We start from the raw sequence: 21,651 nt of genomic DNA, 5'->3' as shown, positions 1-21,651 counted from the left end.
GGACGGGTCCGGGGTGATCGGTGGTTCGGAGGTTGCTCCTTCCAGGATTCCTTGCGCAGCCATAGCCGCGAAGGTAGTGGCCGAAGGGGTCTCTTGCCCACCGCAAAAGCCACTTGGAAATTGTGACGTTTGTTACGTACCGGTTTATTTGACATGTCGAATGGAGAAAACGTCTCGATCACATCGCTGACCTGGGCCGTCTCCGAAGGCGCCTTACCCGGTTCCGGGGGCGTTACACAGTGCGTGTTCTGCGTAACACCCCCGCGTGTTCATCGACCCCGACCCGCCCACCGCCCGGTTATGGTCGGAAGTATGAGCACCGGCAGCACTTCGACAGCGCAACGTTTACGTCAGGCACTGGACGGGCCGTGGGGCGAGGTCCGGGAGCAGGCTCGCACCCAGCTCGCGGGGCAGGAGTACACCGGCGACCCCGATCTCGATCTGCCCGAGGCGCGGGCCCGGGTTCTGGAGCAGATGCGCTCGCTGGCGAAACTCGGTTATGCCGAGCGTGGGTTCCGGCGGGAGAACGGCGGCACCGGCGAGCCCGGCGCCGCCGTTGTGGGACTCGAGATGCTCGCCTACGCCGATCTGTCGCTCTGGGTGAAATCCGGCGTGCAGTGGGGCCTGTTCGGTGGCGCGGTGGAGAACCTCGGCAGTGAACGGCACAGCGAGTACATCCGGCGGCTGATCTCGCTCGATCTGCTGGGTTGTTTCGCGATGACCGAGTCCGGGCACGGAAGCGATGTCGCCAATCTGGAAACCACCGCGACCTACGATCCGGTCACCGAGGAATTCGTGATCCATACGCCGACACCTTCGGCCCGGAAGGACTACATCGGCGGTGCCGCCGAACACGCTCGGATGGCCGCGGTGTTCGCTCAACTGCGGACCCCTTCGGGCGAACACGGGGTGCACTGCCTGCTGGTCCCGATCCGGGACGAGGAGGGCAACGATCTCCCGGGTGTCACCACCTCCGATTGCGGCCGTAAGGGCGGCCTGCCCGGGGTGGACAACGGCCGGATCGTCTTCGATCAGGTGCGGGTGCCACGGGAGAACCTGCTCAATCGCTATGCCGATGTCGCGCCGGACGGCACCTACAGCTCCGAGATCGAGAACCCCAGCCGCCGTTTCTTCACCACCCTCGGCACGCTGGTACGCGGCCGGGTGAGTGTCGGCGGTGCGGCGGCGGCGGGCGCGCGGGTCGGCTTGAGTATCGCGCTGCGGTACTCGCTGAAACGCCGCCAGTTCGGGGATCCCGACAACGGCGCCGAGACCCTGCTGCTGGACTACCGGATGCATCAGCGCCGGCTGCTGCCGCTGCTCGCCCATTCCTACGCGCTGTCGTTCGCACAGAACGATCTGGTCCGCCGTATGCATCTGGTACAGACCGGCCAGGATCTGGCCGCCGGCGCGCAGCGGGCGCTGGAGAAGCGGGCGGCCGGCCTGAAGGTGGCACAGACCCGGCACGCCACCCGGGCGATCCAGGAATGCCGTGAGGCCTGCGGCGGTGCCGGGTATCTGACGGAGAACCGCCTGGTCACCCTGAAGGCGGATACGGACGTGTTCACCACCTTCGAGGGTGACAATGTGGTGCTCACCCAGCTCGTCGCCAAGGAGATCCTGACTTCCTATGCCGACGAGGTCCGGGACCTGGACGCGCTGGGCTGGGTCCGGTTCGCCGCGACCATGGCCGGGGACGTGGTGCGTAAAAGGTCCGGGGTGCGTCAGCTCATCCAGACACTGCGTGACCGCGGCGGTGAAACCGTCGACGAGGGCGATCTGGGCCGGCGCGATACCCAGCTCGCGCTTTTCGCCGACCGCGAGGACTACCTCATCCGCACGGCCGCGCACCGGCTGCGGGCGCGTGCCGAGGAGACCGAACCGTTCGAAGCGTTCAACAACGCCCAGGACCATATCCTCGCTGCCGGTGCCGCCCATATCGACCGGTTGATCCTCGAGACGTTCATCGAGGGCATCGCCGATATCGAGGACGCCGAGGCCCGCCGGCTCGCCGAAACCGTCTGCGATCTGTACGTGTACTCGATCCTCGAAGAGAATTCGGCCTGGTACATCATGCACCGGTTCATCTCCGTGGAACGGGCCAAGGCCATCCGGCGCGGAGTGAACGAACTCGTCGACCGGTTGCGCCCGGACGCGCTCACGCTCGTCGAAGGACTGGGCGTTCCGGAGTCGATGCTCGGTGCCACCATGCTGGACGACGCGAGCGTCTACGAGCGGCACCAGGCGGTGCCCGAGGCCCGGGCGTAACACTGCCGGGGCCCGGGCCGGTCAGCCGGGCCGGGCCCACCGACGGCGGAACGCACACACGGCGACCCAGTACAGCGCGATCGCCAGTGCGATACCGGTTGCCGCGCCGCCGACGACATCGGTGGCCATGTGGTAGTCGAGCGCGATCATCCCGATACCGCCGCCGCACAGGGCGGCGGCCCCGAGCACGATGGTCACTGCGCGGGCGCGGACGGAACGCAGCAGCAGTACGAGCGTGGTCACCAGCGCGACCAGGTGCACCGTATGGCCACTCGGGAACGCGAGATAGTCGTGCAGGGGCCGCGACCAGAGCGGTTTGAGTGCCCAGGCATTGACCGCGACCGCCGCCTCGGGCACCAGTGCCATCGTCGCGGTCTCCCACCAGCGGCGTTGCCAGGCGAACCAGACGGCACCACCGCACAGGATCGCCAGCACCACCCCGGTGTTCGTGGCCAGCGCCAGCACCTCGGCGATCCACGGTCGGGGGTCCAGCCGTGGATCGACCCGGGCGTTCACCGCGAGATCGAGGGTCGTCGGTCCGCCGCCCGGTGGAAACGACAGGGGGATCGTGGCGGCGACGGTGGCCCCGGCCGCGGCGGTGATCGCGGTGGTGACGGGATCCGCGGTGTGCGGGGGACGCCGGGCGCCCGGGCCGGCCGGGTCGGGCGCCCGGCCGTCGACGCCGGGCGGGTACACGCCGGAATCGGCCGGTTTCTCCGGACGGCCGGTATTCGTTCGGGGGTCAGGGCCGGTGGCCCGGTCCGCGCCGAACGGATCCGGCACCCCGGATGCTGTGCTCACGAGCCGACCCTAGTGGCCCGAGCCCGGCGCTGCTCATCGGCAACCGGCGCACGGTCGCGGCGGAAGCGGAGGCACGTGAAGCGGGGACGGCCGGCGGGCAGGTGGACAGACCCCTCACCCCGGGCCGTAGGTGAGGAAGGCGGTGATCACGAACCAGAGGATCCAGGCGATGGCGATGAACATTCCCAGCGCGAAACCCGCGCGCATCACCGCGCGGCCGAAATCGATATCGCCGACCTCGCGCGGGTACAGCCGCCACGGGCTGTACCAGGGTGAGCGGAACCGCCGGCTGCCGAGCGAGCGCTCGTATTCGGCGAGATCCTCCGCATACTGCTCGGCCTCGGCCTGGGCCGGCCCGCCGTGCCACAGGGTGACGTCGACCGGGCCGATGAAACCTTCTTCGAGCAGGTACTGCGGCGCCGGGAGATACGGCAGCATCCCCATGCCGCGGAACGACACCGCGACATCGTTGACGGTCCAGCGGTGCGACTCGCGTTCGGCGAGGACGCCGAAATAGTTCCGGAGCCGGTCACCGTCGTCGCCGAGGATCACATCGAAACTCGGATCGTGCACCTTCTGCTCGATCTGCACCGGGGCGTTCTGCAGCGGCACGATCAGCGCGACCCCGTGCACCGCGCGCTGTCCCAGTCCCCGGGCGGCGAGCCAGTTCTGCAGGGCGAAGGTGTTCTCGCGGGACCGTTCCAGCGGTGCTCGGTTATCGCTGGTCTCCAGTTCGGCGCGGACGCCGTTGAGGGTCCAGTCACCGGTCAGCGGGACCTGCAGGGTGCCGCCGTGGGTGGAACGCAGCCCGGCGACGTCGATGACCACACAACTGGTCGGTGTCCAGACGATGGCGTCGAAACGATAGGAGACACCCTGATGGAGCAGCCCGCAGTTCACCGTCGCGATACCCTGCGGGCTGCCTGCGCTGTCCCAGCCGCTGAGCCAATCGACCAGGGCCCGTTCGGCAACGCTGTCGGTGCTGTTCTGAACCTGCACGAGCATGGTGACCGCCCTTCGCGTCCGAGCCGAGGCAACGTGTCCGAGCCGAGGCTGTGGCGGCGCCGGCCGTGCGGCGCACGTGTTCGAAACTACCGGTCCGGCTCCTGCGCCGGAAGTTTACCGGCGCGAACCGCCGCGAGCAGTTCCTCGTGGTCCGCTTCGGCGCGGTCGGCGTAGCGCATGGCGAAATCGGCCACCGCCTCGTCGAAATCCTCGTCTTCGCCCAGATAACCGCTGATCAGGCGCGGGTCGAGGGATCGGGCGTGGGCGCGGGCGAGCAGCGCTCCGGCCAGCCGGCCGTAGTCGTCGAGATCGTGCGGTTCGAGTTCCTCGGGGGCGATTCCGCCCTTGAGATTACGAAACTGACGGACGATGAACGGCAGGTCCCGGGTGCCTTTTCCGGTCGGCACCGACATTGTCGTCCAGCCGAGGAGGATATCGGTTTCGGTCTGAACCAGCCTGGCGCCCTGCACGATTCGCTTTCCCTCGTGTTTCGGCGCGGCGATGCCGAGGACGGGCGCCAGCGCCGACGGCGCCGCCTGTTTGAGCTGCAGTACCAGTACTTCACCCGAATTACCGTGCAGCAGTGCGACATAACTGTGCAAGCCGACACTGCCGGTGCCGACGATCCGGAAGGCGATATCGGCCACCGCGAACCGGGCCAGCAGCCCCTGCCGGGATTCCCGCAACGTCGTACCGTAGCGCTCGAGCGCGTCGACGGCGGCGTCCTCGACGTCCTGGGTGACGGTGGTGAGGATCGGCGGATCGGCCACGAAACGATGGCTCTCGATCCCGGTTTCGTGATCGTCGATATGGGTCCATTTCCGTACGACTTTGTCGCTGTTGTTCTTCCGGGCCTTCTTGGCAGCCTTCTTGAAGTTGTCCAGCAGATCGTCGGCCTCGACCCGGTCGAGAATCGACTCGTCGGCGAGGGCGGACCAGGTCGTGAGGAAGGGGCGTTCGGCCAGGGCGGCGGCGACGCGCCGGTAGCTGCGGGCGGCGTCGGCGGCCGCGGTCCGGCATTCGTCCTCGTCGGCGCCGCCGACGCGCCCGGCCAGGACCAGCCCGGCGGCCAGCCGTTCCAGATCCCATTCCCACGGCCCCGGCACGGTTTCGTCGAAATCGTTGATATCCATCACGATTTCACCGCGCGAGGTGCCGTACAGACCGAAATTGCCGGGGTGGGCGTCGCCGCAGAGCTGGGCGGTGAAACCGGTATCCGGGCTACCGGCCAGATCGGTCGCCATCAGTCCGGCGGCGCCTCGGTAGAACGCGAACGGCGAGGCGATCATCCGGCCGATGCGCAGCGGGATCAACTCCTCGATGCGCCCTCTGTTCGACGCTTCGACGAACTCCACCACCGACGGCCGCCCGTCGGCACGGACCGCGCGGTCGCGGGCCGTACGCGGTATCCGGTCGCGCGCGGCCCGGCCGCGGGCGAGCACCTCTTCGGCGGGCGTATAGGAGCGCAACGGGATACGACTGTCGGACACCTGGCAACGGTACCGAGCGCTGATCTCGGCCGGCTTCCGCGTGTGCGGGCCGGGGTGAGCCGGGTCCGGCTCAGCTCGCCCGCAGCGGAGTGATGGGCAGGCGCAGTGCCCCGGGAGCCGCCGCGGGGACCGCCGGCCGTACCGGTGCCACGGGGGTGAGCCGTTGGTACGGGGTGCCCAGCCCCGGCCGGGTGTCCTCCTGGTTCTTGTTCGGCCAGAATGCCATCGCGCGTTCTGCCTGAGCGGTGATGGTGAGCGACGGATTCACGCCGAGGTTGGCCGTGACGGCCGATCCGTCGGCGATATGCAGCCCGGGATGTCCGTAAACCCGCTGATAGGGGTCGACCACGCCGGTCTCCGGTCGGTCGCCGATCACGCAGCCGCCGATGTAGTGCGCGGTGGCGGGGATATCGAGGACGTCGGTGTAGAGCCCGTGGGTGTCTCCGTCGATCTTCGCCGCGAATCGCCGGCCGACGTCGTGGGCCAGCGGTATCCAGGTCGGATTCGGCTCGCCCGTACCCTGCTTCGTCGCCAGTTCGCCACGTCGCAGGAACGAGGTGAGCGAATTGTCCAGCGACTGCATCACCAGCAGGATCACCGATCGTTCCGACGCGTGGCGGGCGTTGAAGCTGCGCAGGAAGACCACCGGATGCCGGACCGCGGCGAGGAGGAAGCGCAGGAACCGGAACGCGCCGCCGTCGATCACCGGCGCCGAGAGTGGGAACAGTGCGTTCTGTCCCTTGCCGTAGTGGCACACCTCTATGTGGGTGTTCGTCTCCGGATGTATCGATGAGGTGATGGCGACACCTGCCGCGAAATCGCGGCGTGACCGGCTGACGACCGCCAGGATCGCCTCGGAGTTGCTGCGGGTGAGCTCGCCCAGACGCGGCGAGATCCGCGGCAGGATGCCCTTGTCCCGCATCCGGTGCAGCAGCCGCTGGGTGCCCAGCGCTGCCCCCGCGAACACCACCTGTTCGGCGGTGAAGGTGCGTTTGCGTTTGCGGATCCACCGGTCGGGGCGTTCGGTATCGATGGCGTAGCCACCGTCGGGCAGCGGCCGGACCGTGGTGGCGGCGGTGAGCGGATGCACGGTGGCGCCCGCCTGCTCGGCCAGGAAGAGATAGTTCGTGGTAGTCGTGTTCTTGGCGTTGTGCGGGCAGCCGGTCAGGCAACGGGCGCAGTGCACACAACCGCTGCGGCGCGGGCCCGCGCCACCGAAGTAAGGGTCGTCGACCTCGGTGCCGGGATCGTTCTCGTTGAAGAACACCCCCACGTCCGTGGGGTGGAAGGTTCCACCCACACCCATATCGGCGGCGACGTCCCGGATCACCTCGTCGGCCGGGGTGGTGCGAGGGTTGGTCGCTACACCGAGCATGCGTCGCGCCTGGTCGTAGTAGGGCGCGAGTTCGGTCTGCCAGTCGGTGATATGCGCCCACTGCCGATCGGTGAAGAAATCGGTGAGCGGTTCGTAGAGGGTGTTGCCGTAGATGAGGGAGCCGCCGCCCACCCCGGTCCCGGAGAAGACCGCGCATTTGCCGAGCAGGCTGATCCGCTGCGGCCCGGTGAACCCGAGTTTGGGCGCCCAGATGGATTTGCGCAGGTTCCAATTGCTGCGGGGGAGCGACTCCGCGTCCCAGCGCCGGCCGGCCTCGAGGACACCGACCCGATAGCCTTTCTCGGTGAGCCGCAGGGCGCTCACGCTGCCGCCGAACCCCGATCCGACGACCACCACGTCGTAGTCGAACTCTGACATGATCTTCCTCTCACCCGACTCGATGGTGAGATGGTTTCATACTCATTCTTTCATCGAATGACGCGGCGGGGGTGTGCTGGCGTCGCCGCACGCCATACGGTAAGCACTGGCATGTGAAGAGCGATTCGGGAACCGGCGGATCCGAGACCTCGGCCACGGACCGCGATCCCGGCAGTGCGTTCGGCGCGGTGCTGTCGGACCGCCTGCTCACCGTGCCCAATGTCCTGAGCGTGCTGCGGTTGATCGGGGTGCCGCTGTTCCTGTGGCTGCTGCTGGTGCAGCACGCCGACGGCTGGGCGTTCGCACTGCTCATCCTGAGCGGGTTCACGGATTTCCTCGACGGCAAGCTCGCGAGGTTGCTGGACCAGTCCTCGCGACTGGGCGCCCTGCTGGACCCCTTCGTCGACCGCCTCTACCTGGTCACCACCTTGATCGCGTTCGTCGTGCGCGGGCTCATCCCCTGGTGGGTGGCCGCACTGCTGATCGGACGCGATGTGGTGCTGACCCTGAGTCTGACGGTCTACCGCCGCCGCGACCTGGACCCGCCCGAGGTCATCTACCTCGGCAAGGCGGCGACCTTCGCGCTCATGTCCGCGTTGCCCTGGCTGCTGGCCGGGGAGATGGACTGGGCCGGAGACGGTTTCGGTGCGGCGTTCGGCGGGGCACTACTGATCTGGGGTACGGCCGTCTATGTGTGGACCGGTCTGCTCTACCTGGGCCGGGCCGTCGCGGTGGCCCGCCGGATCCCCCCGGCCCCGGCCGGAGGCCGTGTCACACGCGGCGGGGATACCGGCGCGGCAGATGACGGTGGGCTCGCATAGAGTTGCGGGCATCGTGCACGACGACACGAGGAAAGGACACCACGTGAACCGGGCTCCGGAGGATCTGCGATACACCGCGGAACATGAATGGGTGCGTCGGATCGAGCCCACCCGGGTCCGGGTCGGGATCACCGATTACGCCCAGTCGCAACTCGGTGACGTCGTGTTCGTGCAGTTGCCGGAATCCGGCGCCGAGGTCGCCGCCGGGGACAGCATCGCCGAGGTCGAATCGACGAAGAGCGTTTCCGATATCTACGCTCCACTGAGCGCGAAAGTCGTTGCGGTGAACCAGGAATTGGAGGCGAAGCCGGAAACGCTGAATACCGATCCCTACGGTGACGGGTGGTTGTTCGAACTCGAGGTGGGCGATGCGTCCGCACTGGACTCGAGTGTCGCCGAACTGCTCGATGCCGCGGGTTATCAAGGAGTTATCGGGGGCTGATCCAGCCTTCCCGGTTCTACCTGCACGGGTGCGGCCCGGCAGGGTACGGTCAAAGCCAACGGATGTGCCGCCCGGAGTCGGGGCCGCCCAGCCACGTCTTATCGCGGCATCTGCCTGCATGGTTTATGAGGTTCGAGGAGGAGAGAAACGGTGAGCGAGAACAAAGACCCGGGTTACGGGGAGACCGCGGCCGAGACGACGTCGGTCTTCCGCGCGGATTTCCTGAACGAGGTCGACGCATCGCGCTCCGGCGAGCCGACCGGCGAGCAGCCGGTGCAGGGTGTCGAAGGTCTTCCGGTCGGGGCGGCGCTGCTGGTCGTCAAACGTGGTCCGAATGCGGGATCGCGGTTTCTGCTGGACCAGCCCACCACGTCCGCCGGTCGTCATCCCGACAGCGATATCTTTCTCGACGATGTCACCGTCAGTCGTCGCCATGCCGAATTCCGGCAGGACGAGGATTCCTTCCAGGTCGTCGATGTGGGCAGCCTGAACGGCACCTACGTCAATCGCGAGCCGGTGGATTCCTCGGAGCTGCAGAACGGTGACGAAGTACAGATCGGTAAGTTCCGGCTGGTGTTCCTCACCGGTCCGCGGACGCAGGAGGCCGGTTCGGCCGCCGGTGCGGGAAGTTTGTGAACAGCTGACGATCGGTGCGCCGGTCCGGGTGATCGGCGCTTCGGCATGAAAGACTCGAGATCATGACAGGCGCGGCGCAGCAGTGGGCGCACGGAGGGATGTCGATCGGCTCCGTGCTCGATCTGCTGCGACCGGATTTTCCGGATATCACCATTTCCAAGATCCGCTTCCTGGAAGCGGAGGGTCTGATCCGGCCGGAGCGGACGCCGTCGGGTTACCGGCGGTTCTCGGTCGCGGACTGCGAGCGGCTGCGTTTCGTATTGACGGCGCAGCGCGACCAGTACCTTCCGTTGAAGGTGATCAAGGAACAGCTCGAGGCGATCGACAGCGGTGCGGCGACGCTCGGGGTGCGGGAAGCTCGCGCCCGGGCGCGCACCGCCCGTCCGGATGCGGGGCAGCCGGAGCCGGACGACCGGACCGAGGAGCCGGCACCACGGCCGCCCCGGCGGCTCGGCGTGCCACCGGGGCGGATCACCCCGGACGATTTCGAATTCGATCACCAGATCCGGGTCACCCGTGAAGACCTGCTGGACCGGGCCGGGATCGACGAGAAATTCCTCAACGACCTGATCCGGGCCAACCTGATCGCTCCGGGACCCGCCGGGTTCTTCGATACCGATGCGGTCACCTTGGCCGCGACCGCCAAGGCCATGGCCGAATTCGGTTTGGAGGCGCGCCATCTGCGCGCGTTCAAACTGGCCGCGGATCGGGAGGCGGCACTGGTGGCGCAGATTGCGGCGCCCATCGCCAAGAGCCGCGACGCGGGCGCCCGGGCGCGGGCGGAGGAGACGGTGCGCGAACTTGCCGCGCTGTCGCTGTCGCTGCACGCGAGCCTGGTGAAGGCCTCGGTGCGCAACTCATTGGGCGGATGATCCGTCCGTCCGATTTCCGCGGTCATCGGCCGGATCCGGCCTGACCTGCGGACGAGCCGTCGGCGGCTACGCCGGTGGCAACACACCGATTCCGGTGTTCGCCAGCGATCGCGGCGCCGCGCGAAATTCGCCTAGACTCGTGAGTACGGCGAGCCCTGCATCGGCGAGGGCGGGCGGCCGGGGAGTATGGGAGGCAGTGCGATGAGCGAAATGCGCGTGATCGGCATCCGGGTCGAGCAGCCACAGAATCAGCCCGTCCTGCTGCTGCGGGAGGCGGAAGGTGAGCGGTATCTGCCCATCTGGATCGGGCAGGCGGAGGCTACGGCCATCGTGCTCGAACAGGAGGGTGTCACGCCGGTCCGGCCGCTCACCCACGATCTGATCAAGATCCTGATCGCCGATCTCGGGCACACCCTCGAGGAGGTTCATATCGTGGACCTGAAGGAAGGCACGTTCTACGCCGATCTGGTCTTCGAGAACGAAGTGCGGATCTCGGCGCGGCCGTCGGATTCGGTGGCGATCGCCCTGCGCGTGGGCTGCCCGATCTATGCGGCGGAATCGGTGCTCGAGGAAGCCGGTCTGGTGATGCCCGACGAACGCGAGGACGAGGTCGAAAAGTTCAAGGAGTTCCTCGAGTCGGTATCGCCCGACGATTTCAAAGCGACCGACAGTTGAGAAATCGCATTTTTTTCTAGACCTCAACTACAGGTCGAGACTGTTACTGCGCGTCGCATTTGGTTCGGCACTGCTGTGGCCGAGAGAATGGGAAGAGTAGCCTCATAGTCGACGCCGGGCCGTCGGCTGTGGGCACTGATCGGCGGAGCAAGGGAGTAGTTCAGTGGCAGAGAATATGCGGGAAATGCGATCGGAAGTGGGCCCGCCTCGGCGCTACGAAATACAACCTGGATTGTTCCCCGACGATTCGGTTCCCGACGACCTGGTGGGATACCGGGTACCGACGGCCTGTCAGGTCGCCGGGATCAGCTACCGGCAGCTGGACTACTGGGCACGGACCGGCCTCGTGGTGCCGTCCATCCGCGGGGCGGCGGGTTCGGGTAGCCAGCGGCTGTACTCCTTCAAGGACATCCTGGTCCTGAAAATCGTCAAACGACTCCTCGATGCCGGTATTTCGCTGCAGAACATCCGGATCGCCGTCGATCATCTGCGCAGTCGCGGGGTTCAGGATCTGGCGAATATCACGCTGTTCTCCGACGGAACCTCGGTTTACGAGTGCACGTCACCGGAAGAAGTCGTCGATTTACTGCAGGGCGGCCAAGGTGTATTCGGGATCGCCGTGAACAGTGCCATGCGGGAGCTCACCGGAGCCATCGCCGCATTCCCCGCCGAACGCGCCTCGGAAACCAGCGAACGTCCCGAAGACGAACTCTCCTACCGGCGCAAGGCCCGGCTGACCCGCAAAACCGGCTGATCGTCCACCGGTAGCGGACGGATGAGGGCAAGGACACACACCGCCCGGGTGGGTGCCCTGCGGTACCGCTCACCGGGCTAGGATGAGCGGGCGTCGTAGCCGTGCGGGAGAGTCCCGGATCCTGGATCCGGGCGCCGAAGGAGCAGCACCTCCCCGTCAATCTCTCAGGCACCAGGACCGTGCGGGAACCGGCGCCTCTGGAAAGTGGTGGCTGCGGGCCACCCGCCCAAGGTGAAAGGCGACCGGACCGCATCCGGACACCGAAGCTCTCAGGCGCCGCGACAGAGGGGGAGGGCCGTCAGCCGACCGTGCCGGTCGGCCGCCCCACCCAGGGAGCCGTGGTGACCCAGACCTTCGCAGATCGTCATATCGGACCGGACGACGACGAATTCGCGCGGATCCTCGCCGCGATCGGTGTCGCCTCGGCCGATGAACTGGCGGCCGCCGTATTGCCGGCCGGGATCCGCGATACCGATCCGCTCGCCGGGCTGCCCGCACCGGGGACCGAACACGAGGTCTTGGCCGAACTCGCCACATTCGCCGAATCGAACCGCATCGCCACCTCGATGATCGGACTCGGCTACTACGACACTCTGACCCCGCCGGTGTTGGTGCGCAATCTGCTCGAGGATCCGGCCTGGTACACCGCCTATACGCCCTATCAGCCCGAGATCAGTCAGGGCCGGCTCGAGGCGCTGCTCAATTTCCAGACCATGGTGACCGACCTGACCGGCACGGACGTGGCCAATGCGTCGATGCTCGACGAGGCCACCGCGGCCGCGGAGGCGATGACGCTGTTGCGCCGGGTCAATCGCCGGGCCCCCGCTCGTCTGGTGGTCGACCGGGATCTGTTCCCGCAGACCCGGACCGTATTGGAGACTCGCGCCGAACCCCTGGGTATCGAGATAGTGGAGGCCGATCTGGCCCGGGACGGCCTGCCCGAGGGTGAGTTCTTCGGAGTGATCCTGCAGGTGCCCGGTGCCTCCGGCCGGATCGTGGACTGGTCGGCGACGATCGCCACCGCACACGATCGCGGGGCACTGGTGGCCGCCGGTGCGGATCTGCTCGCGCTCACGCTGATCACTCCACCGGGGGAGCAGGGCGCGGATGTCTGTTTCGGGACAACCCAACGCTTCGGTGTGCCGATGGGCTTCGGCGGACCGCACGCCGGATATCTGGCGGTGCGCGCCGACTACGCCCGGCAGCTGCCCGGCCGGCTGGTCGGCGTGTCCAAGGACGCCGACGGTGCCCCGGCCTACCGGCTCGCGCTGCAGACGCGCGAACAGCATATTCGCCGGGAGAAGGCCACCTCGAATATCTGCACGGCCCAGGTGCTGCTGGCCATCGTCGCCGGTATGTACGCCTGCTACCACGGTGCGAACGGGTTGCGTGCCATCGCCCGCCGGGTGCACGGCCATGCCGCGGAACTGGCGGCGGCTCTCGGCGACGCGCTGGTGCACGACAACTATTTCGATACCGTGCTGGCCCGGGTGCCGGCACAAGCGGAAACGGTGGTCGCCAAGGCGGCCGCGCGCGGTGTGAATCTGCGCCGGGTGGACGACGACCACGTCGCCGTCGCCTGCGACGAGGCCACCACCGCGGACCATATCGCGCTGGTGCTGGACGCGTTCGGTATCGCTGCGGCCGAGCCTGCCGCGGCGGCGATCGAGAATCGCACCTCGGAATTCCTGACCCACCCCGCATTCACCCGGTACCACACCGAAACGGCGATGCTGCGGTATCTGCGTGCCCTCTCGGACAAGGACATCGCCCTGGACCGGAGCATGATCCCGCTCGGTTCGTGCACGATGAAACTCAATGCCACCGCGGAGATGGAGCCGATCACCTGGCCCGGCTTCGCGCGGCTGCACCCCTACGCCCCCGAATCCGATACCCCTGGTCTGCGGCGAGTGATCCACGACCTGGAGCGCTGGCTGGCCGAGATCACCGGATACGACTCGGTGAGCCTGCAGCCCAACGCGGGCAGCCAGGGCGAGTACGCGGGCCTGCTGGCCATCCGCCGCTATCACCTGGACCGCGGTGACACCCGCCGCGACACCTGCCTCATCCCCTCCAGCGCGCACGGCACCAACGCCGCGTCCGCCGCGATGGCCGGCCTGCGGGTCGAAGTGGTGAAATGCCGGGCCAACGGCGATGTGGACCTCGACGATCTGCGGGCCAAGATCGCCGACCACGCCGAGCGGCTGGCCTGCATCATGATCACCTACCCCTCGACGCACGGCGTGTTCGAGCAGGAGGTCGCCGAGCTGTGCGCCCTCGTGCACGATGCGGGCGGTCAGGTCTATGTGGACGGCGCGAACCTGAACGCACTCGTCGGCATTGCCCGGCCGGGGCGGTTCGGCGGTGACGTCAGCCATCTGAACCTGCACAAGACGTTCTGCATCCCGCACGGCGGCGGGGGGCCCGGGGTGGGCCCGGTGGCGGTCCGGTCCCATCTGACGCCGTACCTCCCGGGCGACCCCCTGGTCCGCGGTTCGCACGCGGTTTCGGCGGCCGAATACGGATCGGCGTCGATTCTGCCGATCACCTGGGCCTATATCCGGATGATGGGTGCTCAGGGGCTGCGCCGGGCGACCTCGACCGCGATCGCGTCGGCCAACTATCTGGCCCGCCGCCTCGGCGAGCACTATCCCGTGCTCTACACCGGCGACAACGATATGGTCGCCCACGAATGCATCCTGGATCTGCGCGAGATCACGAAGAGCACCGGGGTGACCGTCGACGATGTGGCCAAACGGCTCGCCGACTACGGATTCCACGCGCCGACCATGAGTTTCCCGGTGGCGGGCACACTGATGGTGGAACCCACCGAAAGCGAGAACCTGGCGGAGCTCGACGCGTTCGCCGAGGCGATGATCGCCATCCGGCGCGAGATCGACCGGGTGGGTGCGGGCGAGTGGCCGGCCGAGGACAATCCGCTGCGCAATGCGCCGCACACCGCGGCGAGCCTGGTTCGGGAATGGGACCACCCGTACAGCCGGGAGGTCGCGGTGTATCCGCTCGGTCTCACACACGAACGGCCGAAGGTGTGGCCGGCGGTGCGTCGTATCGACGGAGCATTCGGCGATCGCAATCTGGTCTGCACCTGTCCGCCCCTCGAGGCCTACACCGACTGACCCGGTGCTCCCGGCGCGGTGGCCGGATCTTCTGGGCCGATCGTCCGGGCTGCTGGGCTGTCGATTCCGGGACCCGCCGCAGCGGTACCTCGGCCGGGTCCGTTCCGGAGGACGGGCCCCGGCCGAGGCCGGTGGGAGCCGGATTCGCCGCGCGGAATCAGGCCGGGACCAGGGCCTTTGTGCCGTCCTCCGCGGCGGGGCGTGGTCCGTGGTCGTCCACCATCGTCTCCTCGTCGAACGGCAGTTTCCGATCCAGGACATCGCGTACCTGCTCGGTATCGACCGTCTTGGTCCAGGTTCCGATCAGCAGGGTGGCGACCGCGTTACCGGAGAAGTTGGTGAGCGCGCGAGCCTCGGACATGAACCGGTCGATACCCACGATCAACCCGACACCGTCGAGCAGTTCGGGCCGGTGGCTCTGCAACCCACCGGCCAGCGTGGCCAGTCCGGCACCGGTGACCCCGGCCGCGCCCTTGGACGCCACGATCATGAACACCAGCAGGCCGAACTGTTCGCCCAGATTCAACGGCTGCCCCATCGCGTCGGCGATGAAGATCGAGGCCATGGTCAGATAGATGGCGGTGCCGTCGAGATTGAACGAATAGCCGGTCGGCACGACGACGCCGACGGTGGTGCGCTCGACCCCCATATGCTCCATCTTCGCGATCAGTCGCGGCAGCGCCGATTCCGACGACGAGGTGGCCACGATGAGCAGGTACTCGCGGGCGAGGTAGCGGCACAGTTTGAAGATCGACGCCTTCGCCACCAGCCGGACCAGTACGCCGAGCACACCGAAGACGAACAGCAGACAGGTGAGATAGAAGGCGATCATGAGGGTCGCCAGCTGGACCACGGCCTCGAGCCCGGTCCGGCCGACCACATTGGCCATCGCGCCGAAGGCGCCGATCGGGGCCAGCCAGAGGATCATCGCCAGGATCCGGAAAACCAGTTTCTGGATCAGCGCCACACCGCGCAGGATCGGCTCCCCGGCCGAGCCCATCGCCTGCACCGCGAAACCCACCAGGAGCGCGACGAACAACGCTTGCAGCACACTGCCCGCGGTCAGCGCGGAGACCAGCGTCGTGGGGACGATACTGTGCAGGAATTCGACGGTGCCCCCGGCTCCGTGCGCTTGCTCGGCGTACTGTGCGCCCTGTCCCGCCGACTCGGTGATGTTCAGCCCGGTGCCGGGGTCGAGCAGATTACCGACCAGCAGGCCGATCCCCAGCGCCACGGTCGACATGGCGAGGAAGTATCCGATGGCCAGACCGCCGACCTTTCCCACGGTCGCGGCGGCACGTACCGAACCGATACCGAGGACAATGGTGCAGAAGATGACCGGGGCGATCATCATCTTGATCAGATCGACGAACATGGTGCCCAGCGGCGCCAGTGCCCGGCCGGTGCCCGGCGCGAGCCAGCCGACCAGAATGCCCGCCAGGACGGCGACGATCACCGCCAGATAGAGCCAGTGGGTGCGATCCCGCCGTGTTCGAGTCCGGTCCTCCATGACCTGGTCTCCTCCCGAGTCGTAGTGCGCGGGCGAGGTGAACCCGGCCACCACGCCCTGTGCAGAATGATGGACTGATACGTGACATCCGTCACGCTTTCGTGCATTTCGTTCAGTGGAGGAGTTCGTGCGAACCGGTCGCGGGTCTCTGGCGGGACAGGTCTTCGTCCTGCAATTGGTGCTGCTGGCACTGGTCACCGCCCTCTGGGCGGGTTACGCGGTGGTCGACGCCCGCCGCGACAGCGATCGGACCGCCACACGTGAGGTCACCGATATCGCGGTGAGTGTCGCGGCCGCGCCGTCCACCGCCGCCGCGGCGCTGTCCCCGGACCCGACGCGGTCGCTGCAACCGGTGACCGAACAGATCCGGCTCGCGACCGGAGTGGATTTCATCGTGGTGATGGCCCCGGACCGGACCCGGTTCACCCATACCGACACCGCCCGGATCGGCCTGCCGTTCTCCGGGAACATCGATCGAGCGCTGGCCGGTGCCACGTTCACCGAGACCTACACGGGAAGCCTCGGCCCCTCTATCCGCGCGGTCACGCCGGTCTACGCCGGGGGAAGGGTGATCGCGCTGGTCTCTGCCGGGGTCACCCGGTCCGCGATCGGTGACCGCTTCGCCGCGCAACTACCGGTGATCATCGGGGTGACGGGGGTGGGGCTGCTGGTCGCCGCGGCCGGCTCGCTGCTGCTGAACCGCAGATTGCGCAGGCAGACCCGCGGTCTCGCGCCCGCGCAGCTGTGGGCGATGTACGAACACCACGACGCGGTACTGCACTCGATCCACGAGGGGCTGCTGGTGTTCGGGCCCACCGGTGATCGGGCCGAAGTGGTGAACGACGAGGCCCGCAGATTGCTCGAGCTGCCCGACGGGCCGGTCTCCCGTGCCGACCTCCCCGCCTCGCTGCGCGACCCGGATCGCCGGTCCGTCCGCGACGAGACACATGTGACCGCCGACCGTGTCCTACTGGTCAACCAGGACGTCGTGCGGTTGGGGCGGCGCGCGGAAGGGACGGTGACCACCATCCGCGACCACACCGAGCTGCGCACGGTCCTGGGCGAACTCGATACCGTCCGGGGGTTCGCCGAATCACTGCGGTCCCAGGCCCACGAATCGGCCAACCGGCTGCACACCGTGATCACCATGGTGGAGCTGGGCCGCTACCGGGAGGCGGTGGAATTCGCGACCGCGGAACTGGAGCTGTCCCAGGCCCTCATCGACCGGTTGATGGCCGAAGTCGGTGACCCGGTATTGGCGGCGCTGCTGCTCGGCAAGGTGAACCAGGCCGCCGAGCGCGATATCGAACTGACCGTTACCGCCGATACCTCCCTGGACACTGTGGCCCCACTGTCCAGCCGGGAGGCCGTGACGCTGGTGGGGAATCTGATCGACAACGCGATCGACGCCGCGGGCGGGGGTGCCGGCGCCTGGGTCGAGGTGACCGTCCGCGCGGACGCGGCGGCGCTCACGGTACGAGTGGCCGACAGCGGGCCCGGCCTGGCGCCGGAGAGTTTCGCGCGCGCCGCCGAACGCGGATACTCCACCAAAGCGGGGCATCACGGTCTCGGCCTGGCGCTGGTCAGCGGGCTCGTCACCCGCCACGGCGGCACCGTCGGTATCGAAACCGCACCGGAGAGCGCGGTCACGGTGCGAATTCCACGGGAGGAGCGCGGATGATCCGGGTTCTGATCGTCGAGGACGAACCACTGATCGCCGAAGCGCACGAGGCCTACCTCGCGCGGATCGCCGGGTTCCGCATGGTGGGAGTCGCCCGTACCGGCCGTGACGCATTGCGATCCGTGGCGGCCGCCGCGGCCGCCGGGGCACCGATCGATTTGGTCCTGCTGGATATCGGACTGCCCGATATGAGCGGTCTGGAGGTGGCGGCGACACTCGTGGGCCAGCGGCCACGCCCGGACGTCATCGCGATCACCTCGGCCCGGGACCTGGCCATGGTCCGGGCCGCCGTCGCCCACGGTGTGGTGCTCTATCTCCTGAAACCCTTCACCTTTGCGGCATTCCGGGACAAGCTCGAACGCTACCGCGAGTTCCACGGCGCGCTGCCGACCGGCGAGTCCGCAGCCACGCAGGACGATATCGATCAGGCCCTGGCGGTACTGCGCACCCCCGCGCGGCAGGCCGGCACCCCGAAAGGAGTCGCACCGCACACCCTCGCCGAGATCAGCCGCGTGCTCCGCGGCGCACCGGACGGGCTCACCGCCGCCGATGCGGCGACGGCGATCGGCGTCTCCCGGATCACCGCCTGGCGCTACCTGGAACGCCTCGCGGAAGACGGTGTGGTGGCCAGGCGTTCCGACTACGGCCGGACCGGTCGGCCCCGCACCCGCTACCGCTGGCGCGAAGCCCCGGGACGGGAGCCGGGCTGACGCCGGTTCAGGGTGTGGTGAGCGCGCCGACCACGGCCGTGCCGAATTCGAGATCGTTGCTGCTCGGCAACACGGTGTAGCCGCCGCCGGTGCGCTGGCTGAGCGTACGCAGCGTATCGGCGCCCTGGCCGCCGCCGACGACGATGACGTCCACCCGGACCGGTGTCGCCGGGTCGCTCGTGTCGGCGATGGCGGCCAGCAGTTCTTCGCCGCTCAGCGCGGACTCGTCGTCCGGCCCGTCGGTGACCAGCAGGATCGAGTTGGTGCGCTCGGCCGCGTAGCTCGCGACCGCCTTCCGGTATGCCGCGAGCAGTGCCGGGTAGCACTCGTCGGAGTCGGTGGAGGTCGCTTCGATCGACCCGAGCGAGCCCATCAGCGTGCCGCGGTGCGCGTCGTCGAGGCGGGCGGTTTCGGCGATGATCCGATAGGGGTTGGCGCCGTCGACGTTCTTGCCGAAGGTCCAGATGCCCAGGCCGAAATCGGGCGGCATCACATTCATGGTGGAGGCCAGCGCGCCCACGGTGTTGGCCAGCCGGGTCAGATCTCCCTCGGTGGTGCTCATCGAGGACGAGACGTCCAGCAGGGCGGTGGCCTGTACCCCCAGTACCGGGTTGGCGAGTGCTTTGCGGAGTCGGTCGAGCGCGGCGCGTGGCGGTGCGGCGACCTGCTGGGCCGGGGGAGCGGCGAACCCGGCCGCGATCAGTTCCCGCTGCTGATCGGGTCTGCGCAGATAGTCGGCGAACAAACCGGCGATGAGGTTCTGCGTTTCGTCGACCCAGGGACCGGACATGATCGCGGCGGGATAGTCGGCTACCGGTGCCGCCCCGGCGGGGACATAGGCGGTGGCGCTGCCGTTGGCCGCCAGTTGACGCTGGGTCACCGGTACGGCGTGTACCGCGGCCTCGGCCGGCGCGGCGGCCGACAGCGTCGTCATCGCGGCGGAGATATCGGCGGCCTCGGGCGCCGCGGTGGCCAGTCCCGAAACGGCCGAGATCGCCTGTCCGGATTTCGCGGCCTCCTCGGTCAGCGGCTCGGTGCCAGAGATCGCACCCGCGACGGCGGTGGCGACGGCGACAGTGCTGTCACCCGGGGGTAGCGCCAGCTTCAACCCCGCCCAGCCCGGAAGCCCGATCTGATCGAGCGAACCCTGTTGCAGCCGCGGCAGATCCGCCCACGAAGTCTGGGTGGCGGCCAGCGCATGCCGCAGGATCTCCGGAACGGCCAGCACGATCGGGCTGGACGCGATCGACTGCGGTGTGCCCTCGATCAGGCCCGGCACCCGCATGGATTCGATATCGCGGCCGGAGACCGGGATCCACAGACCCGGCCGCGGGCCGAGCACGGGGTTCCAAGTGGCATTCGAGGTGAAAGCGGCGACCATATCCGCAGCGGGCCGTTCGGTGACGGCGACCTTCGCGCAGTGGTCCCGCACGATCGGGCCCGTCTCGTTGTAGCGGTCCGCGATGGTGCGGACCGGATCGGCGATATCCGGATCGACGGTGACGTCGAGGACGGCCTCGCCTTCCATACACGTGCCGGTGGACGCTCGGTCGGCCGGATCCGTGCCCATTCGTGAACAGCCGAAAACGACTGCGACCAGGACCACTACGATAACCGCCGCGATCACCGGTCCCTTGCTCGATCTCCGGGAAGAACCGGTGCTGCGATGGGTACCCACGGGCAGTCAGTCTATGGTCCTGAACCGCTCGGTGACGCACCACGGTCACGACTGTGGGGCCGTGCTCACCGCACGGCCCCACAGCGCCGGGACCAGCTTCGATCCGGCTATTCCCGGATCATCGTGCCCCGGTCGAATTCCTGCCCGCCCCACACGCCGGATTGTCCGGTGCGCTCGGCGAACCTCCGGCAGTCCTGCCGGATCGGGCAGCGCCCGCACACTTCCCGCGCATAGGCGAAATCCTGGGACGGATAGGGAAACCACGCCTCGTGGTTCGGGTCACCGCGACAGGCGGCCCGGTGCCAGCCGCGGCTGTCGGAGACGGGCAGCAGATCTGCCAGAACTTCGACGGTCATCTCGATCCCCTCCTTTCGTGGATCGCCTCGGTTGTCGTCGCGAGTTGCCGCCAGACCCGCCGCTGCGCACGGGCCAGCGGGTCCGGCGGCCGGGGCTGCCAGAGCAGCCGCATTCCGGCCTCCTCCGGGGTGCGGTCGGCTTTTCCGGTATTGCAGGTCCCGCAGCAGGCGATGAGGTTCTCCCACGTGTTGGGCCCGCCCCGGCTACGCGGCCGGATGTGGTCGACGGTGTGGGCCCCGGCGCCGCAGTACCCGCACCTGTTCCCGTCGCGTCGCAGGATCGCGGCGTGCGTGGCACGGCCCTCGGGCCGGTGGACGGAGACGTGCGCCAGGTAGCGGTAGCGGATCAGCCGGACGGTCTCGGGCAACATGATCTCGGTGTGCTGGGACCGGATCGGGAAATGCGGCTGCCGCACCACCACGGATTCGGCGATTCCGCTGGTCAGCAGTACCACCGCGCGGTCGGCGGGAATCCGGGCCAATGCCTCGTAGCTGGCGTTGAGCACCAGTACCCGGGTGTGTATCCAGTTGTCCGGAGTGAGTGTCGCGGGTTCGGCGACAGCGGATATCGGCATGGGTATCACCAGGTTTCGACGGCCCGGCGCAGCCGGGTCTGCAAAAGGAATCGGAGAACGCGGGCGGTCAGCGCCGCTGCGGGAGGAGCCGGTCGATCATCAGGTCGCCGGTTACGGTTTTCGGCTGCCGCAACGGTTCGCCGCGAACGCTCGTCGGCCGGTTGGGTGCGCCGGCGCACAGCGCCGATTCGGCGTTCGACCGGGTGTCACCGGCCGGTGCGACTGGATACAAGACCACTCCTCCCTTCTCTGTTCGTAGCCCTGCGGGCTCTGGTGTCGTCGTAGCCCTGCGGGCTCTGGTGTCGTAGCCCTGGGCGGGCCGGATGGAATACATGGTGGCACAGGGCAGTAGCGGTTGTCGGCTGATTTTTCTCCCACCGGATCGCGGCGGCGGCCGCCCCCCCCCCCCCCCCCCCCCCACCCCCCCCACCAGCTGAACGACCCTCAACACATCGGAAAAAAACACTTCTGACGTCGAGTGTCAAAA

Annotated in this window: 19 protein-coding genes and 2 riboswitches; of the genes, 10 read left to right on the top strand and 9 right to left on the bottom strand. The window is 68.0% G+C overall.

Features of this window, described 5'->3' with window-relative positions; genetic code table 11:
- Positions 1-312 precede the first annotated feature (312 nt).
- Positions 313-2,268, top strand: a complete 1,956-nt coding sequence (locus ACWCPQ_RS03975; RefSeq protein ID WP_449894472.1) for an acyl-CoA dehydrogenase family protein — start codon at positions 313-315, stop codon at positions 2,266-2,268.
- A gap of 21 nt (positions 2,269-2,289) precedes the next feature.
- Here the strand turns inward: ACWCPQ_RS03975 and ACWCPQ_RS03970 are convergent, their stop codons facing one another.
- The 4 genes from ACWCPQ_RS03970 to ACWCPQ_RS03955 all read right to left on the bottom strand — a co-directional run bounded on the left by ACWCPQ_RS03970 (position 2,290) and on the right by ACWCPQ_RS03955 (position 7,317).
- A complete protein-coding gene (locus ACWCPQ_RS03970; RefSeq protein ID WP_449894469.1) occupies positions 2,290-3,069 on the bottom strand; it encodes a phosphatase PAP2 family protein in 780 nt (259 codons plus the stop codon).
- Positions 3,070-3,183: 114 nt separating this feature from the next.
- Positions 3,184-4,074, bottom strand: coding sequence for an NERD domain-containing protein (locus tag ACWCPQ_RS03965; protein WP_449894467.1), 891 nt, complete (start codon positions 4,072-4,074; stop codon positions 3,184-3,186).
- Between the two features lie 86 nt (positions 4,075-4,160).
- Positions 4,161-5,564, bottom strand: a complete 1,404-nt coding sequence (locus ACWCPQ_RS03960; protein WP_449894465.1) for a DUF2252 domain-containing protein — start codon at positions 5,562-5,564, stop codon at positions 4,161-4,163.
- A 70-nt stretch (positions 5,565-5,634) separates the two neighbouring features.
- Positions 5,635-7,317, bottom strand: coding sequence for a GMC oxidoreductase (locus ACWCPQ_RS03955; protein WP_449894463.1), 1,683 nt, complete (start codon positions 7,315-7,317; stop codon positions 5,635-5,637).
- A gap of 188 nt (positions 7,318-7,505) precedes the next feature.
- On the opposite strand from ACWCPQ_RS03955, the gene ACWCPQ_RS03950 reads away from it, so the two are divergent.
- From ACWCPQ_RS03950 to gcvP, 7 genes are all read left to right on the top strand, one after another.
- Positions 7,506-8,138 carry a CDP-alcohol phosphatidyltransferase family protein gene (locus ACWCPQ_RS03950; protein ID WP_449895497.1) on the top strand — a complete coding sequence of 211 codons (633 nt, stop codon included), beginning with the start codon at positions 7,506-7,508 and terminating at the stop codon, positions 8,136-8,138.
- Positions 8,139-8,181: 43 nt separating this feature from the next.
- Entirely contained in the window at positions 8,182-8,580 is a 399-nt protein-coding gene (gene gcvH / locus ACWCPQ_RS03945; RefSeq protein ID WP_449894461.1) for a glycine cleavage system protein GcvH, read from the top strand.
- Positions 8,581-8,730: 150 nt separating this feature from the next.
- Complete coding sequence (gene odhI / locus ACWCPQ_RS03940; protein WP_030520553.1) at positions 8,731-9,216, top strand: oxoglutarate dehydrogenase inhibitor Odhl; 486 nt, start codon at positions 8,731-8,733, stop codon at positions 9,214-9,216.
- A 62-nt stretch (positions 9,217-9,278) separates the two neighbouring features.
- Positions 9,279-10,088 carry a transcriptional regulator FtsR gene (ftsR, locus tag ACWCPQ_RS03935; protein WP_449894459.1) on the top strand — a complete coding sequence of 270 codons (810 nt, stop codon included), beginning with the start codon at positions 9,279-9,281 and terminating at the stop codon, positions 10,086-10,088.
- 201 nt (positions 10,089-10,289) lie between these two features.
- Positions 10,290-10,763: a bifunctional nuclease family protein gene (locus ACWCPQ_RS03930; protein WP_195054004.1), complete on the top strand. Its 474-nt coding sequence runs from the start codon at positions 10,290-10,292 to the stop codon at positions 10,761-10,763.
- A gap of 175 nt (positions 10,764-10,938) precedes the next feature.
- Positions 10,939-11,517 (top strand): MerR family transcriptional regulator, encoded by a 579-nt coding sequence (locus ACWCPQ_RS03925; RefSeq protein ID WP_449895495.1) that lies wholly within the window; start codon positions 10,939-10,941, stop codon positions 11,515-11,517.
- A gap of 94 nt (positions 11,518-11,611) precedes the next feature.
- Positions 11,612-11,707, top strand: a riboswitch (glycine riboswitch).
- 1 nt (position 11,708) lies between these two features.
- Positions 11,709-11,812: riboswitch (glycine riboswitch) on the top strand.
- Positions 11,813-11,858: 46 nt separating this feature from the next.
- Complete coding sequence (gcvP, locus tag ACWCPQ_RS03920) at positions 11,859-14,654, top strand: aminomethyl-transferring glycine dehydrogenase (RefSeq protein ID WP_449894456.1); 2,796 nt, start codon at positions 11,859-11,861, stop codon at positions 14,652-14,654.
- Positions 14,655-14,811: 157 nt separating this feature from the next.
- On the opposite strand, the gene ACWCPQ_RS03915 is transcribed toward gcvP, so the two are convergent.
- Positions 14,812-16,164 (bottom strand): cation:dicarboxylate symporter family transporter, encoded by a 1,353-nt coding sequence (locus ACWCPQ_RS03915; RefSeq protein WP_449894454.1) that lies wholly within the window; start codon positions 16,162-16,164, stop codon positions 14,812-14,814.
- Between the two features lie 127 nt (positions 16,165-16,291).
- On the opposite strand from ACWCPQ_RS03915, the gene ACWCPQ_RS03910 reads away from it, so the two are divergent.
- Entirely contained in the window at positions 16,292-17,845 is a 1,554-nt protein-coding gene (locus tag ACWCPQ_RS03910) for an ATP-binding protein (protein ID WP_449894452.1), read from the top strand.
- Positions 17,842-18,555 carry a response regulator gene (locus ACWCPQ_RS03905; RefSeq protein ID WP_449894450.1) on the top strand — a complete coding sequence of 238 codons (714 nt, stop codon included), beginning with the start codon at positions 17,842-17,844 and terminating at the stop codon, positions 18,553-18,555. Before ACWCPQ_RS03910 ends, ACWCPQ_RS03905 begins: the two co-directional genes overlap by 4 nt.
- 7 nt (positions 18,556-18,562) lie before the next feature.
- On the opposite strand, the gene ACWCPQ_RS03900 is transcribed toward ACWCPQ_RS03905, so the two are convergent.
- The 4 genes from ACWCPQ_RS03900 to ACWCPQ_RS03885 all read right to left on the bottom strand — a co-directional run bounded on the left by ACWCPQ_RS03900 (position 18,563) and on the right by ACWCPQ_RS03885 (position 21,396).
- On the bottom strand, positions 18,563-20,125 hold the full coding sequence (locus tag ACWCPQ_RS03900; RefSeq protein WP_449894448.1) for a VWA domain-containing protein: 1,563 nt from the start codon (positions 20,123-20,125) through the stop codon (positions 18,563-18,565).
- Positions 20,126-20,340: 215 nt separating this feature from the next.
- Entirely contained in the window at positions 20,341-20,589 is a 249-nt protein-coding gene (locus ACWCPQ_RS03895; RefSeq protein WP_449894446.1) for a WhiB family transcriptional regulator, read from the bottom strand.
- Positions 20,586-21,164, bottom strand: coding sequence for an HNH endonuclease (locus ACWCPQ_RS03890; protein WP_449894444.1), 579 nt, complete (start codon positions 21,162-21,164; stop codon positions 20,586-20,588). Before ACWCPQ_RS03890 ends, ACWCPQ_RS03895 begins: the two co-directional genes overlap by 4 nt.
- A 67-nt stretch (positions 21,165-21,231) precedes the next feature.
- Positions 21,232-21,396, bottom strand: a complete 165-nt coding sequence (locus ACWCPQ_RS03885) for a hypothetical protein (protein ID WP_449894442.1) — start codon at positions 21,394-21,396, stop codon at positions 21,232-21,234.
- Between the last annotated feature and the right edge of the window lie 255 nt (positions 21,397-21,651).

Source organism: Nocardia sp. NPDC001965 (assembly GCF_053594175.1).
Note: the sequence above shows the minus strand (reverse complement) of the source record. Positions and strands in the feature narration are given on the sequence as shown.

What these genes read in the sequence shown, in the direction of transcription:
- ftsR (WP_449894459.1), top strand. Translation starts at nt 9,279, where the DNA reads ATGACAGGCGCGGCGCAGCAGTGGGCGCACGGAGGGATGTCGATCGGC.
- ACWCPQ_RS03915 (WP_449894454.1), bottom strand. Translation starts at nt 16,164, where the DNA reads ATGGAGGACCGGACTCGAACACGGCGGGATCGCACCCACTGGCTCTAT.
- ACWCPQ_RS03955 (WP_449894463.1), bottom strand. Translation starts at nt 7,317, where the DNA reads ATGTCAGAGTTCGACTACGACGTGGTGGTCGTCGGATCGGGGTTCGGC.
- ACWCPQ_RS03925 (WP_449895495.1), top strand. Translation starts at nt 10,939, where the DNA reads ATGCGGGAAATGCGATCGGAAGTGGGCCCGCCTCGGCGCTACGAAATA.
- ACWCPQ_RS03890 (WP_449894444.1), bottom strand. Translation starts at nt 21,164, where the DNA reads ATGCCGATATCCGCTGTCGCCGAACCCGCGACACTCACTCCGGACAAC.
- ACWCPQ_RS03975 (WP_449894472.1), top strand. Translation starts at nt 313, where the DNA reads ATGAGCACCGGCAGCACTTCGACAGCGCAACGTTTACGTCAGGCACTG.
- ACWCPQ_RS03905 (WP_449894450.1), top strand. Translation starts at nt 17,842, where the DNA reads ATGATCCGGGTTCTGATCGTCGAGGACGAACCACTGATCGCCGAAGCG.
- ACWCPQ_RS03930 (WP_195054004.1), top strand. Translation starts at nt 10,290, where the DNA reads ATGAGCGAAATGCGCGTGATCGGCATCCGGGTCGAGCAGCCACAGAAT.
- ACWCPQ_RS03895 (WP_449894446.1), bottom strand. Translation starts at nt 20,589, where the DNA reads ATGACCGTCGAAGTTCTGGCAGATCTGCTGCCCGTCTCCGACAGCCGC.
- ACWCPQ_RS03965 (WP_449894467.1), bottom strand. Translation starts at nt 4,074, where the DNA reads ATGCTCGTGCAGGTTCAGAACAGCACCGACAGCGTTGCCGAACGGGCC.
- ACWCPQ_RS03900 (WP_449894448.1), bottom strand. Translation starts at nt 20,125, where the DNA reads ATGGGCACGGATCCGGCCGACCGAGCGTCCACCGGCACGTGTATGGAA.